This is a genomic window from Methylomonas aurea, assembly GCF_024505045.1.
In the GTDB taxonomy this organism is placed as follows: Bacteria; Pseudomonadota; Gammaproteobacteria; order Methylococcales; family Methylomonadaceae; genus Methylomonas; species Methylomonas aurea.
Genome location: NZ_JANIBM010000008.1, coordinates 122,429 through 136,347, shown reverse-complemented (window position 1 = coordinate 136,347; position 13,919 = coordinate 122,429). Strand labels below are relative to the sequence as shown.

The following is a 13,919-nucleotide window of genomic DNA, read 5'->3' as shown; positions in this document are numbered from 1 at the left end:
TTACCTTGCCAGAAGAATAATGACGATCGCGAGTAACGCAGCGATACCCAAAACCAAAAAAGTCAGATTGGTGGCCCGAATCGCCAAATGCCGCACCGGAATCGTCGAGACGTAGTCCTCGATCACTACCTGCACCCCCAAAGCGGCATGGTAAACCACCGCAACGGTCCAAGCGATAATAGCCAAGGTGTTGAACGGCGACGATAACCAAGCCACGGTGTCCGCATAAGGCGCATTCAAAGCTTTGTGCAGTAACACCAACAGCCATATCGACAAAGGCACCAACGCAACCGCGGTCACCCGCTGGTACCAAAAATGGCCCGATCCGCTGTGCACCGAGAAAAAATCGGCGGCTTTTTCCACGCAGGCTTTGTAACCCATAACTATCCTCCCTAATCAGGAAACGATAAACGTCAATAGTGTCAGCGACGCCGAACACGCCAGTTCGTAAACTGCAAATTTATCCAGCGTCGCCCGCTCGAAAGTCTTGCCGACATCCCAGATCAAATGCCGAATCCCATGGACCAAATGAAAAAACAGCGCGTAAATAAAGCCCCAGTACACCAGTTTGAATAACCAAAAGGACATGAAAGCCTGCATCGCCAGATAGGCGTTTTCGCCGGCGGCAATGGCAAACAAGACGTACACGAACAACACCAGGCCCATCGACAAAAACACGCCGGTCATCCGGTGCGTGATCGATACCAACCCGGTGAGGGGCAACCGGTAGACCTGTAAATGAGGGGAAAGCGGTCGGTTAGCGGACATAATTGACCCTATCTTGAGTTTGAAATAAATACGGCGTTAAAAATCGACGCAACGCCCCTTACGCTCCCAATCTCCAAAGCGAGTGGGTTCCGGGCCTTTCGGGCCGTTGAATTCTTCCGGCTTGGGCGGCGCTGGCTCGGCTGCAGCCGGTGTTGATTCGGTAGCCTCTTCGACGGCCACCTGAGCGTTGTTAGCCTGTGATATTTTCATAGCGGTTTAACGAACGGTTGGCGATCCGCGATCGCAACAAAATCCCGGCGCGGCGGCCCGACGTAAAGCTGCCTGGGCCGACTGATCGGTGTAACAGCTTCCTCCATCATTTCCAGCCAATGCGCGACCCATCCCGCGGTACGGGCAATAGCGAACATTACGGTAAACATATCCACCGGAATATGAAGTGCTTTGTAGATGATGCCCGAGTAGAAATCGACGTTGGGGTAGAGCTTTTTCTCGATGAAATACTCGTCTTTCAAGGCGTACTCTTCCAAAGCCAAAGCAAGCTCGAACAACGGGTCGTTGGTCTGGGTGCGGTTGAGTACCTCGTAGCAGGTTTTGCGGATGATGGTCGCCCGCGGATCAAAGTTCTTGTAAACCCGATGCCCAAAACCCATAAGTCGAAACGGGTCGTTATGGTCCTTGGCCTTGGCGATGTATTTCGGTACGTTCTCGACGCTGCCGATTTGCGCCAACATATTCAATACCGCTTCGTTGGCGCCGCCGTGGGCCGGCCCCCACAACGCGGCAATCCCGGCTGCGACGCAGGCGTAAGGATTGGCGCCGGTGCTGCCGGCCATCCTTACCGTCGAGGTACTGGCGTTTTGCTCGTGGTCGGCATGCAGAATAAACAACAGGTTCAATGCCTTGACCAGATTGGGATCGATGTAGTGGTTCTGGTCAATGTAATTTTGCGACGAACGCGAAAACATCATATTCAGAAAGTTTTCGCAGTAGCTCAAATCCATGCGCGGATAGACGAAGGGCCGACCGACCGAATGCCGGTAAGAGGCTGCAGCGATGGTCGGCATCTTGCCGAGAAGTCTTGCCGCGCAGATCCGTCTGCTGTCGGGATCTTTGATATTCAAATCGCTATGGTAGAACGCCGACAAAGAACCGACCACGCCAACCAGCATCGCCATCGGATGGGCATCATAATGAAAGCCGTCGAAGAACTTGCGTAGCGATTCGTGAATCGTGGCACGGTCGCCGATTTCCTCGTTGAAGTCGCGCAACTGGGTCTGGTCCGGCAACTCGCCATTCATCAACAAGTAGGCCACTTCGGTGAATTCGCAGTTCTCGGCCAACTGCTCAATCGGATAGCCACGGTACAACAAGATGCCCTTATCGCCGTCGATATAGGTGATTTTGCTTTTACAACTTGCGGTGGCAATAAAACCGGGATCGTAAGTGAAACAACCCAAATCCTTGTTCAGGGAACGAATGTCCGCGGTATCTGCACCCAAAGACCCCTTCAACAACGGATATTCCACTTCTTTCCCGGTAGCGTTATGCCTGACCGTTAAAGTATCGTTTGACATGGTTTCCTCAGTATTCTGATAGCAGAAGCTTAGCAGTCGAAAACGATTATCACACAGGCCAAGGATAAGGCCAAACCGTTATCGGTCGGATTTCTTGATCGGCCAAGCGTGGCAACGGCCGCCGCCACACCCATCTGATGTGGTTACACTTTGCCGGACACACTTATACAATGCCTAAAATTGAGTGTGATCCCAATGAGCCGGGAAAAACCGAATATTTATACAGCCGAATTCAGAGCCTGTGCCGTTAAGCTGGCGAATGAGTCAGACAAATCTGTTGCCCAGGTTGCCCATGATTTAGGGATTAACGTGAATACGCTGCATACCTGGATTGGTAAATATTCCAGACGCCAATCCCCAGGTCATCCGGTCAGAACCGATGATCATCTTTGTGATGAACTCAAGCGTCTCAAAAAAGAGGTGGCCCGACTGACCGAGGAGCGCGATTTATTACTTGTGCCCTGTGGGTAAAAAGGCCGCCGCGTATTTATGCCCTATGGGTACTTTGCCAAAGAGCAACGGTAAAGTGCGCCTGGATTCAAAAGCATACGGCGGAATTCAGCGTCGCAGGGATGTGTCGGTTGTTGCAAGTGTCGCCAAGCGCCTATTACGCCTGACAGCATCGCCGCCCCTCGCCACGGCAGCGAGAGGATGAACAACTGAGTAACCTGGTTCATCAAGCCTTCGAAAAAAGCCGACGCAGTTATGGTACCCGACGGATCAAAACTGCCCTGTCCCATCAAGGTCAATCCGTGCGGCGACGGCGAATTGGTAGTTTAATGAGAGAAGCTGGATTGATGTGTAAAACTAAACGCCGATTTAACGTCACCACCGACTCCAAGCATGATCTACCGATTGCGCCCAATCATCTGGATCGTCAGTTCGCGGTTGATCAGGCAAACCAAGTCTATGTGGGCGATATTACTTACATCTATACCCAGGAAGGCTAGTTGTAGTTGGCGGTGGTGATCGACTTGTTTTCTCGCCAGATCGTTGACTGGTCGATGGCCGAGCATATGAAAACCCAATGGGTTAACGATGCGCTGTTGATGGCTATCTGGAAACGCAAGCCCAGCAAAGGCTTGCTATGGCATACCGACCGGGGTAGCCAATAGGCTTCAGAAAGCCATCGAACTTTACTTAAACAACACGGCATTCGACAAAGCATGAGTCGAAAAGATATCTGTTGGGATAACGCGGTTTCGGAGAGTTTCTTTCACACGTTGAAAACCGAGCTGATTCACCAACAGACTTTCCAGACCCGCGCTCAGGTTAAACAAGCGGTGTTCGAATATATCGAAGTGTTTTACAACCGAGAGCGACTGCATTCCGCCAATGGCTATCTGTCTCCGGTTAATTATGAATTGCGGCATCAAGCCGCTTAACTATGTGTCCAGTTTAGTGTTGACAAATCAGTTAGGGGCGTTATGTATAAGGACACACTTTTGGGTGTATGTCCCTGCATTTCGTTGAACTTCGTTGAACAATAAAAAACCCGCTAAGCCATGCGGCTCGCGGGTTTTTGAATTTCTTTGAACTACTCTGAATGAGTAGGTGGTACCGAGGGTCGGAATCGAACCGACACTCCCTCGCGGGAACCGGATTTTGAATCCGGCGCGTCTACCAGTTTCACCACCCCGGCAAAGAAAGCGTCATTATACCGATGTTTTCAGAAATTGCAAATATTTTTTCTAAGCTTCGAGCGTTACGGCAGCCCTGAGCTTCTTCATGGCATTTTGCTCAAGTTGCCGGATGCGCTCGGCGGATACTTGGTAACGGTCAGCGAGCTCGTGCAAAGTCGCTTTTTCGTCGACCAGCCAACGGCTGGACAAGATATCCCGGCTTCTGTCGTCCAACTCGGCCATTGCGTCCATCAACAACTCCTCCTTACGGCCTTCCCAATCGGAAGCTTCCAGCATTAATGCCGGGTCGGCGCCGTGTTGTTCCAGGTAGGCAATCGGTGCCTGTGCCTGATCGTCGTCGCCGTCGCCGTTAGGCTCCAATCCCACGTCACGACCGTCCAACCGCCGTTCCATCTCGTAGACGGTTTTTACGTCTACATCCAGATTTTCGGCAATCGCTTCGGCATCTTCCCGCGTAAGATAGCTCAATTCTTTTTTGAATTTGCGCAGATTGAAAAATAATTTACGCTGCGCTTTGGTAGTGGCGACCTTGACGATACGCCAGTTACGAATGACGTATTCGTGAATTTCCGCCTTGATCCAATGTACCGCGAACGACACCAAGCGTACGCCCATGTCGGGATCGAATCGTTTCACCGCCTTCATCAAACCTATATTGCCTTCTTGCACAATGTCTGCCATCGGCAAGCCATATCCGGAATAACCGCGCGCCACGTGTACGACAAAGCGCAGGTTCGACATCACCAGTTCGCGGGCGGCTTCCAAATCGCCTCGATCGCGGTAACGTAGAGCCAATTCATGCTCTTGTTCGGCGCTGAGCTTAGGCATCTGCGCGATTAGGTTCAAATATGAATCAAAAGTCCCAACCGATAAATTGATGGGCAAAGTCAAGCTGTTACTCATATCACCCTCGATTCTTCTGAAAAATTAGACATGTCCGAATTCTAGCACTCGTTTAACAAGAGTGCTAATAATTTAATAATTTCCTTATATATCAATACGATAATCAATTTTCCGCTTTTTGCTCCGCTTTGCATTCATCTTTACTGGCTCGCGACAAACTCGTTAAAATGGAAGACCGCCCGATTTAATGGCGTTCTCGCAAAAAATCTAAAACTTCAACCCTTAACCGAAAATGTCCGCCTCCGATACCAGCACTGCCGCGCCTAATTTCATTCGCCACATCATTGCCGCCGATTTGGCGTCCAACAAAAACAACGGCCGAGTCGCCACGCGCTTTCCTCCGGAGCCTAACGGCTATCTGCATATCGGTCACGCCAAATCGATCTGTCTGAATTTCACGCTGGCGCTGGAGAACAATGGCACCTGTAATTTGCGCTTCGACGACACCAATCCCGAAAAGGAAAGCGTGGAATACATGGAATCGATCGAACGAGACGTAGCTTGGCTTGGGTTCAAATGGGCGGGTAAGTTCCACGCCTCGGATTATTTCGAACAGCTCTACGACTACGCTGTGCAACTGATCAAACAAGGCGACGCCTATGTCGACAGCTCCAGCGCGGAGCAAATGCGCCAGGATCGAGGTACGCTGACTCAGCCGGGAAAGCCAAGCCCGGATCGCGATCGCAGTATCGAAGACAACCTGGATTTATTCCAACGCATGCGCGCCGGCGAATTCAGCGACGGCCAATATGTGCTGCGCGCCAAAATCGATATGGCGTCGCCGAATATCAACATGCGCGATCCGGTGATCTACCGCATCCGTCGGGTACACCACCACCGCACCGGAGACGCTTGGTGCATCTACCCGATGTACGACTACACCCATTGCTTGTCTGACATGCTGGAAGGCATCACCCATTCGATCTGTACACTGGAGTTCGAAGACCATCGGCCTTTGTACGACTGGGTGTTGGATAAATTGAACACGCCTTGCCATCCGCAACAAATCGAATTCGCCCGCCTGCAATTGGAATACACCATCGTCAGCAAGCGCAAACTGCTGCAATTGGTCACCGAGAAGCATGTTTCCGGCTGGGACGATCCGCGGATGCCGACCATTTCCGGCCTTCGCCGCGCCGGTTTTACCCCGGAAGCGATTCGCGATTTCTGCGAACGGATCGGCGTGACCAAAAACGATTCCTGGATCGAAATGGGGGTGCTGGAAAACTGTATCCGCGAAGATTTGAACGAACGCGCACCGCGAGCGATGGCGGTGTTGCGGCCGCTAAAAGTCACTATTAGCAACTGGGAAGACGGCAAAACTGAAACCTATCAGATTGCCAACCATCCGCAAAAACCGGAAATGGGTAGCCGCGAAGTGCCGTTCGGCAAAGTCATATTGATCGAACAAGACGACTTCATGGAAAACCCGCCCAAAGACTTCAAACGCCTGGTACCGGGCGGCGAAGTTCGTTTGCGCGGTTCCTATGTCATCAAATGCGATGAGGTAATCAAAGACGCTGCCGGCAACGTTGTCGAACTCATTTGCAGCCACGACCCCGCAACCTTGGGCAAGAACCCGGAAGGCCGCAAAGTCAAAGGCGTTATCCATTGGGTATCCGAGGCGCATTCCATCGCGGCAGAGCTGCGCTTATACGACCGCTTGTTCAGCCACCCCAACCCGGACACGCTGGATAATTTCCTGGACGGCATCAATCCCAACTCACTGGAAATTCTTAGCGACTGCCGCCTGGAAGCCAGCTTAGCCAAGCCGACGCCGGACACGCGTTACCAATTCGAACGCACCGGATATTTTTATCTGGACTACGTCGATAGCAAGCCCGAGAAGCTGGTATTCAATCGCACCGTGACGTTACGCGACAGCTGGGGAAAATAAGGACCTGCAGATGTCGGACCGCTTGCAACCCTTGATACGGCATCTGGCGCAATCGACCGGACAAAATCTGGCCGAAGCTCGCCTGACTAGCGTCGGCGGCGGCGACATCAATTCCGCTTATCGGTTACAAAGCCAGGGTATCGACTGGTTTATCAAACTTAACCGAGCGGAATTGGCCGACATGTTTGCTGCCGAAGCCGTCGGCTTGACCGAATTGGCCGGTATCGGCGCTGTTCGCATCCCGAATGTGGTCTGCCATGGTCAGCATCAGCAATACGCCTACTTGGTTTTGGAATACATCGAACTGCGCTCCTTGTCAGCCGGTGCTGCCGCACTATTCGGCGAACAACTGGCCCGCATGCACCTCCAACCGCAAGCCTACTTTGGCTGGAGCATCGACAACACCATAGGCTCAACTCCTCAATACAACCCGAGGCATCATGACTGGATGGAATTTTGGCGCGACCAGCGTCTAGGCAAGCAATTGCAACTTGCCGCCGAAAACGGCCATTGCGGCGCATTGCAAAAACAGGGAGAAAAACTTCAGGAAGGGCTGGCTAGCCTGTTCGATAACTATCGGCCGCAGCCATCCATGTTGCATGGCGATTTATGGGGCGGCAACGCTGCCGCCGACAGCCAGGGGAAGCCGGTAATGTTCGATCCGGCCTGCTATTACGGCGACCGCGAAGCGGATATCGCCATGACCGAATTGTTCGGCGGTTTCGCGCGGGAATTTTACGCCGCCTACCAAGCACACTACCGCCTGGATACAGGTTACCAAGTCCGTAAAAACTTGTACAACCTTTACCACATACTCAACCATTTGAATTTATTCGGCCCCGGCTACCTAGGCCAAGCCACCCGATTGATAGATCAACTACTAGCCGAATTGAAATAATCCGGCCTCTGACGCCTCGCTAATAGCCCAGTATAACGGCCCAGCCAAGCTGGCACGCGTACTCCGCCGGAAACAACAAGCACAGGGAAACGAAAGGAAATCCGGAATTTATTCACTGGCAATTGGTGCTGACACGCAAATTGCGAACAGCCTACCTACCAGCTAAAAGGACAAAAAACTGAAGAAGAAAAGACCATTTATCCGGGAAAAATAAATGGTGCCGAGGAGAGGACTTGAACCTCCACGGGGTTACCCCCACTAGCACCTGAAGCTAGCGCGTCTACCAATTTCACCACCTCGGCTGAGTCAAGTGAAGTCGCCATTGTATAGATCGCCAGCGTAGATGTCAACACCTGCCTAAAAAACGATTGACTGACTCCGTCCGGCAAACACTGGCCAAACCGTTTGCGTCAGTCAAACCGCTTGGCGTTAGCCGGCAACTTATCGAAAAGCGGATGTTTGGCAATACCGTATTGGCCTGGGTAATACACCGCGGCCAGATGCAGGCCGTTGGGCGGTGCCGTCATTGCCGCCCGAGTACGGTCCTTGGCGACCAATAGCTCGGCAGTCCAATCCTCAGGCTGTTTACCGCTACCGATTTCGATCAATACACCGGCTATATTGCGCACCATGTGATGTAAAAAGGCATTGGCGCATAAGTCGATCAGCACTTTCTCGCCGTCGCGGTAGACGTCGATGAAGTACATCAAACGGTTCGGACTGACCGATTGGCAGCTTTGAGCGCGAAACGAGGAAAAATCGTGTTCGCCGAGCAAATGCTGCGCGGCTCGGTGCATACGCTGCTCGTCCAGCGGCCAGTAGCACCACGTCGCCTGATTGCGCAGCAGGGCCGATTTTGTCGGCCGGTTCAAAATCACATAGCGGTAAGCTCGGGCAATGGCGCTGTACCTGGCATGAAAGTCGGCAACTGCCGGCTGCGCCCAGGTAATCCGGATGTCGTCCGGCAAATGGCTGTTGCCACCCATCAACCAGCCGCGCAAATCGCGCTGTACCGGGCTATCGAAATGCACCACCTGTTCCAGCGCATGGACGCCGGCATCGGTCCGGCCCGCGCACACGACAATGACCGGCGCGCAGGCGATTTTGCTCAAGGCCCGCTCCAGTTCGCCTTGCAGGGTGCGTTTGCCCTGCTGCCATTGCCAGCCAGCGTAGGCGCTGCCGTCGTATTCGATACCTAAAACGATGCGATTCATACAATCAGCACGCCGAGAACGGCAGGCACCATTCGGTGTTTTAAAGTGCCCGTAATATCTCGGATACGAGGCTCAGACATGAATAAAAACCCGGCAACCGACCGGCACCGCATCGAACAAGGCGATCACGTCGGCATTGTTCATCCGCACGCAACCGTGCGACTCCGGTTGTCCGTTCATCAATTCGTCCGGCGTGCCGTGGATATAGATATACCGCCAGCCACTATCGACCTCGCCGTAACGGTTCTTGCCGGGCTCCAAACCGCCCAACCACAGAATTCGGCTCAAAACCCAGTCGCGTTGCGGCTGTTGAATCGACAATTCGGGACTGTAAATCTCACCGGTCGGACGCCGAGCCTTGAACACGCTGTTAATCGGCAAACCGGCGCCGATCTTGGCGCGAATCCGGTGCCAGCCAGTCGGCGTACAATAACTGCCCTTTCTTTCGCCGGGACCATTTTTTGCCGTCGATACCGGATAATCGGCAACGACCGCGCCAGCTTGCAGCAAACGCAAGCGCTGTTCGGCGATCGAGACATCGATCAAGCAAGCCGCCGACGCATCCGTCATTTCACAAACAATGCAATCGATTCGACGTGGGCGGTCTGCGGGAACATGTCCATCACGCCGGCTTTGACCAATTTGTAGCCGAGTTCGTTGACCAGAATACCGGCGTCGCGAGCCAGTGTCGACGGGTTGCAGGACACATAAACGATACGTTCCGGCCGCCAGTGCTTGAAATTGTGCAAAACCTCGGACGCACCGGCCCGCGACGGGTCGAGCAGGACTTTATCGAATTTCTGCTTGCACCACGGCAGGTCCTTGACGTCCTTGCTCAAATCGGCGACGTGAAACTCGACATTCTGCAGATTGTTGAGACGGGCATTTTCCCTGGCATGGTTGACCAACGGCAAATCGCCCTCCACGCCGACGACGTGGCCGGCGCGGGTCGCCAATGGCAAGGTGAAATTGCCCAGGCCGCAAAACAAATCCAGCACCCGGTCGTCTTTGCCCAAATCCAAGGCCTCAATGGCCCGAGTCACCATCTTCCGGTTAATTTCATAGTTCACTTGAGTGAACATCGCCGGGCGGAAATTGAATTTGACGCTCTGCTCGGCCAAGGCATAACTCGGCACGACTTCAGCTTCCCCGTCCAACGGCACAATGCTGTCCGGGCCTTTCGGTTGCAGACAAATCGTCACCCCCAGCTTTTCGGCATATTCGCGCATGCGCTGCTGGTCGGCCGCGCTAGGCGGTTCCAACACCCGCACCGCCAGCACGCAGTCGTTATCGCCGATCGCGACTTCAATCTGCGGAATCTTGTCCTTGATCGACAGACCGGCAATCATCTCGCCCAAGGCCAACAGATTTTCGCCGACGATAGGATGCATGACTTTGCAGCTATCGATTTCCGCCAAAAACGGATTGCGCCGTTCGCGAAAGCCGACCAACACCCTACCCTTCTTCGCCACCCATTTCACGCCCATCCTGGCTTTACGCCGGTAACCCCAATGCGGCCCGGTCAACGCTTCCCAGATTTGCGGGATTTCCAGCTTACCGATCCGACGGAACTGGTCGCGCAACAATTCTTCCTTGAAATGAATTTGCTCGGCGTCGTCGACATGCTGAAAACTGCAACCGCCGCAACGGCCGAAATGCGGACAAGCCGGCTCGACCCGATGCGGGTTGCGGTCGTGCAATTCGACGACTTTGCCTTCGGCATAATCGCGGCGGCTGTCGGTATAGACGAAATCCAGGGTTTCTCCGGGCAAGGCTTCGTCGATGAATACCACTTTGCCGTTGACGTGGCTGACGCCGCGGCCGTCGTGGGACAGTGATTCGATGGTTACGGTGACGGGTTCGAGCGGAAGTTTTTTCTTGTGGGCCATTATCAGTAGAAGTTAGGTCGGGGCCGCTCGGTAGAGCGCAACCCGACATGACAGGATGCGAAGACGGATAGTTTAAAAGAGGTGGTTCAGGTCGGAAATACGCCGGTCGACAAATAGCGGTCGCCTCGGTCGCAGACGATGGTGACGATCAAGCTGTTTTCGACTTGCTCGGCCAATTTCAATGCGGCAAACACGGCGCCGCCGGACGAGACGCCGGCAAAAATACCTTCCACCGCCGCCAGACTGCGCGTGGTGTTTTCCGCATCCAATTGCTCGACTTCGATGATCCGGTCTACGCGGCGGGCGTCGTAGATTTTCGGCAGATATTCCTGCGGCCAGCGGCGGATGCCGGGTATCTTCGATTCGCCTGCCGGCTGCACGCCGACGATTTGAATATCCGGATTTTGCTCCTTAAGATACCTCGAAGTCCCCATAATCGTGCCGGTAGTCCCCATCGAACTGACGAAATGGGTCACTTTGCCATCGGTGTCGCGCCAAATTTCCGGGCCGGTACCTTCGTAGTGCGCACGCGGGTTATCGGGATTGGCAAACTGGTCCAAAATCCGGCCTTCGCCGCGCGCTTCCATCGCCCGCGCCAAATCGATCGCGCCTTCCATGCTTTGTTTTGCCGGTGTCAAAATGATCTCGGCGCCATAAGCTTTCATCGACGCGATCCGTTCCGCACTCATGTTGTCGGGCATGATCAAGGTCATTTTATAGCCCTTGATCGCCGCGGCCATCGCCAATGCGATACCGGTATTGCCGCTGGTCGCTTCGATCAGTCGATCGCCGGGCTTGATCTCGCCGCGGGCTTCGGCATGTTTGATCATGCTCACGGCCGGCCTGTCCTTGACCGAACCGGCCGGGTTATTGCCTTCCAACTTCAATAAAACGGTGTTGCCGCCGGCCACCGGCAGACGTTGCAGGCGCACCAATGGCGTATTTCCGACAAAAGTCTCAATGGTTGGGAAGTTCATCAATGGTATCCGTTTGCGTTATCGCGGCGATTATAGCAAGTTCGAGGGCTGGAGCGCCGCTGTAACCCAAGCCTAAAAGTTTTCCTTTATAATCCAATCACCCCAATCCAACCCGCAGCAGACATGGAATCCATCGATTTGACGAGTCCCGAACTCTACCTGAACCGCGAACACAGCCTGCTGGAATTCAACGTCCGGGTGCTGGCGCAAGCGTTGGACGAAAGGCTGCCGCTGCTGGAGCGCCTGAATTACCTATGCATATCCTGTTCCAACCTCGACGAGTTTTACGAAGTGCGCGTCGCCAGCTTGTTGCAGATGGCGGAAATGGACCCCAATCTGGTCAGCGCCGACGGCCTGACCATCAACGAACAGTTCGAGAAAATTTCGCAAAAAGCGCACGAACTGGTGGCCGAACAGTACCGGGTGCTGAACGAAATCTTAATTCCTAAGTTGGAAAGCGAAAACATCCGCTTCCTGCGTCGCGACCGCTGGTCGCCGTCGCAAAAGGCCTGGCTGGAAAAATACTTCAACGAGGAATTGCTGCCGATTCTGACGCCGGTGGGTTTGGATTCGGCCCACCCGTTTCCGCGCATCCTGAACAAAAGTTTGAATTTCATTATTTCGTTGACCGGAAAAGACGCTTTCGGCCGCAACAGTGGCCGCGCCGTGCTGCAGGCCCCGCGGGCGCTGCCGCGTATCATCCAATTGCCGGTCAACGAAACCGACAGCGGCCCGCACGATTTCGTGTTTCTGTCGTCGATCATCCACGCCTTCGTCAACGACCTTTTCAACGGCATGACGGTGAAAGGCTGCTACCAATTCCGGGTCACCCGCAACAGCGACTTTTTCGTCGACGACGACGCGATCGACGATCTGCTGTTGGCTGTGGAAGGCGAATTGGCGATGCGCAACTACGGCGACGAGGTCAGGTTGGAAATCGACGCCAACTGCCCGGAAGAAACCACCCAATTTCTGCTGGCGCGCTTCGATTTGACCCAGGACCGATTGTTTCTGGCCAACGGCCCGGTCAATTTAAGTCGGATGCAAGCGATCTACAGCATGATCGAGCGGGCCGATTTGAAGTTCCCGCCATTCAAACCCAGCGTACCGTCGGCCTTCGGCCGCAACAAGGACTTCTTCGCCAGCATCCGTAAACAGGACATCCTGCTGCACCACCCCTACGAATCGTTTTCGCCGGTGGTCGATTTCATCAAGCAGGCCGCGGCCGATCCCGACGTGCTGGCGATCAAGCAAACGCTGTACCGTACCGGCGTCGATTCACCTATCGTCGCCGCGCTGATCAAAGCCGCTCGCGCCGGCAAGGAAGTCACGGTAGTCATCGAATTGCGGGCCCGGTTCGACGAGAAGGACAACATCGGCCTGGCCGCCAAATTGCAGGAAGCCGCGGCTCACGTGGTATACGGCGTGGTCGGTTACAAGACCCACGCCAAAATGTGCATGGTGCTGCGCAAGGAGGGCAACACGTTGCGCAATTACGTCCATCTCGGCACCGGCAACTACCATCCGCGCACGGCCAGGCTATATACCGATTACGGCCTGTTCACCTGCGAAAAGGAATTGGCCGAGGACGTGCGCCGGGTATTCATGCAATTGACCAGCCTGGGCAAGGTCAGCAAACTGAATAAATTGCTGCAATCGCCGTTTACGCTGCACCACGGCTTACTGAAAATGGTGGAAAGGGAAATCGAACAGGCCAAAAAGGGTAAGCCGGCCAAGATTGTCATCAAGGTCAACGCCGTGGTCGAGGAACAGGCGATCCAGGCGCTATATCGGGCCTCACAGGCTGGCGTCAAGATCAAAATGATCGTGCGCGGCGTGTGCTGTCTGCGGCCGGGAGTAGCGGGCGTTTCCGAGAATATCGAAGTCCGCTCCATCGTCGGCCGCTTCCTGGAACATACCCGGGTTTATGCGTTCTACAACGGCGGCGACTGGGCCGTCTATGCTTCCAGCGCCGACTTGATGAACCGCAACCTGTTTCGCCGTGTTGAAGTCTGCTTCCCAATCGCCGACAAGAGAATCGCCGAACGCATACTCGGCGACCTGGACGGTTATTTGAAAGACAACACCCAGGCCTGGCTACTCGGCCCGGACGGCCAGTATCAGCGGGTCCATGACGAGCGGCATCCGCCCTACCAAGTGCAGACCGAGCTGCTGAAACACTTTTGTACCTGAGG

General features: G+C 54.2%; 12 protein-coding genes, 2 tRNA genes and 1 pseudogene. 4 read left to right on the top strand and 11 right to left on the bottom strand.

The window, feature by feature from the left end; translation table 11 throughout:
- The 4 genes from sdhD to NP603_RS09430 are packed head-to-tail and all read right to left on the bottom strand — an operon-like array spanning position 1 to position 2,303.
- Positions 1–381 carry a succinate dehydrogenase, hydrophobic membrane anchor protein gene (sdhD, locus tag NP603_RS09445; protein ID WP_256610621.1) on the bottom strand — a complete coding sequence of 127 codons (381 nt, stop codon included), beginning with the start codon at positions 379–381 and terminating at the stop codon, positions 1–3.
- A 15-nt stretch (positions 382–396) separates the two neighbouring features.
- Positions 397–768 carry a succinate dehydrogenase, cytochrome b556 subunit gene (gene sdhC, locus NP603_RS09440; RefSeq protein WP_256610620.1) on the bottom strand — a complete coding sequence of 124 codons (372 nt, stop codon included), beginning with the start codon at positions 766–768 and terminating at the stop codon, positions 397–399.
- A 36-nt stretch (positions 769–804) separates the two neighbouring features.
- Positions 805–978, bottom strand: coding sequence for a DUF1674 domain-containing protein (locus tag NP603_RS09435; RefSeq protein ID WP_256610619.1), 174 nt, complete (start codon positions 976–978; stop codon positions 805–807).
- Positions 975–2,303, bottom strand: coding sequence for a citrate synthase (locus tag NP603_RS09430; RefSeq protein ID WP_256610618.1), 1,329 nt, complete (start codon positions 2,301–2,303; stop codon positions 975–977). The genes NP603_RS09435 and NP603_RS09430 overlap by 4 nt, the downstream gene beginning before the upstream one ends.
- 195 nt (positions 2,304–2,498) lie before the next feature.
- Here NP603_RS09430 and NP603_RS22155 point away from each other — a divergent pair.
- A pseudogene (locus tag NP603_RS22155) lies at positions 2,499–3,688 on the top strand (IS3 family transposase).
- Positions 3,689–3,858: 170 nt separating this feature from the next.
- Here NP603_RS22155 and NP603_RS09405 read toward each other — a convergent pair.
- Together NP603_RS09405 and rpoH are read right to left on the bottom strand one after the other, a co-directional pair.
- Positions 3,859–3,945, bottom strand: a tRNA-Leu gene (locus NP603_RS09405).
- A gap of 49 nt (positions 3,946–3,994) precedes the next feature.
- On the bottom strand, positions 3,995–4,849 hold the full coding sequence (gene rpoH / locus NP603_RS09400) for an RNA polymerase sigma factor RpoH (RefSeq protein ID WP_256610616.1): 855 nt from the start codon (positions 4,847–4,849) through the stop codon (positions 3,995–3,997).
- Between the two features lie 232 nt (positions 4,850–5,081).
- On the opposite strand from rpoH, the gene NP603_RS09395 reads away from it, so the two are divergent.
- Together NP603_RS09395 and NP603_RS09390 are read left to right on the top strand one after the other, a co-directional pair.
- Complete coding sequence (locus NP603_RS09395) at positions 5,082–6,746, top strand: glutamine--tRNA ligase/YqeY domain fusion protein (RefSeq protein ID WP_256610615.1); 1,665 nt, start codon at positions 5,082–5,084, stop codon at positions 6,744–6,746.
- A gap of 10 nt (positions 6,747–6,756) precedes the next feature.
- A complete protein-coding gene (locus NP603_RS09390) occupies positions 6,757–7,644 on the top strand; it encodes a fructosamine kinase family protein (RefSeq protein WP_256610614.1) in 888 nt (295 codons plus the stop codon).
- Positions 7,645–7,859: 215 nt separating this feature from the next.
- Here the strand turns inward: NP603_RS09390 and NP603_RS09385 are convergent.
- From NP603_RS09385 to cysM, 5 genes are all read right to left on the bottom strand, one after another.
- Positions 7,860–7,946, bottom strand: a tRNA-Leu gene (locus NP603_RS09385).
- 108 nt (positions 7,947–8,054) lie between these two features.
- A complete protein-coding gene (gene truA, locus NP603_RS09380) occupies positions 8,055–8,858 on the bottom strand; it encodes a tRNA pseudouridine(38-40) synthase TruA (protein ID WP_256610613.1) in 804 nt (267 codons plus the stop codon).
- A gap of 72 nt (positions 8,859–8,930) precedes the next feature.
- Positions 8,931–9,428, bottom strand: a complete 498-nt coding sequence (locus NP603_RS09375) for a L,D-transpeptidase (protein ID WP_256610612.1) — start codon at positions 9,426–9,428, stop codon at positions 8,931–8,933.
- Complete coding sequence (rlmD, locus tag NP603_RS09370; protein WP_256610611.1) at positions 9,425–10,747, bottom strand: 23S rRNA (uracil(1939)-C(5))-methyltransferase RlmD; 1,323 nt, start codon at positions 10,745–10,747, stop codon at positions 9,425–9,427. The genes NP603_RS09375 and rlmD overlap by 4 nt, the downstream gene beginning before the upstream one ends.
- An 86-nt stretch (positions 10,748–10,833) precedes the next feature.
- Positions 10,834–11,724 (bottom strand): cysteine synthase CysM, encoded by an 891-nt coding sequence (cysM, locus tag NP603_RS09365; RefSeq protein WP_256610610.1) that lies wholly within the window; start codon positions 11,722–11,724, stop codon positions 10,834–10,836.
- A 123-nt stretch (positions 11,725–11,847) separates the two neighbouring features.
- Between cysM and ppk1 the strand changes: the two genes are divergently transcribed.
- Complete coding sequence (gene ppk1, locus NP603_RS09360; RefSeq protein WP_256610609.1) at positions 11,848–13,917, top strand: polyphosphate kinase 1; 2,070 nt, start codon at positions 11,848–11,850, stop codon at positions 13,915–13,917.
- Positions 13,918–13,919: the final 2 nt, after the last annotated feature.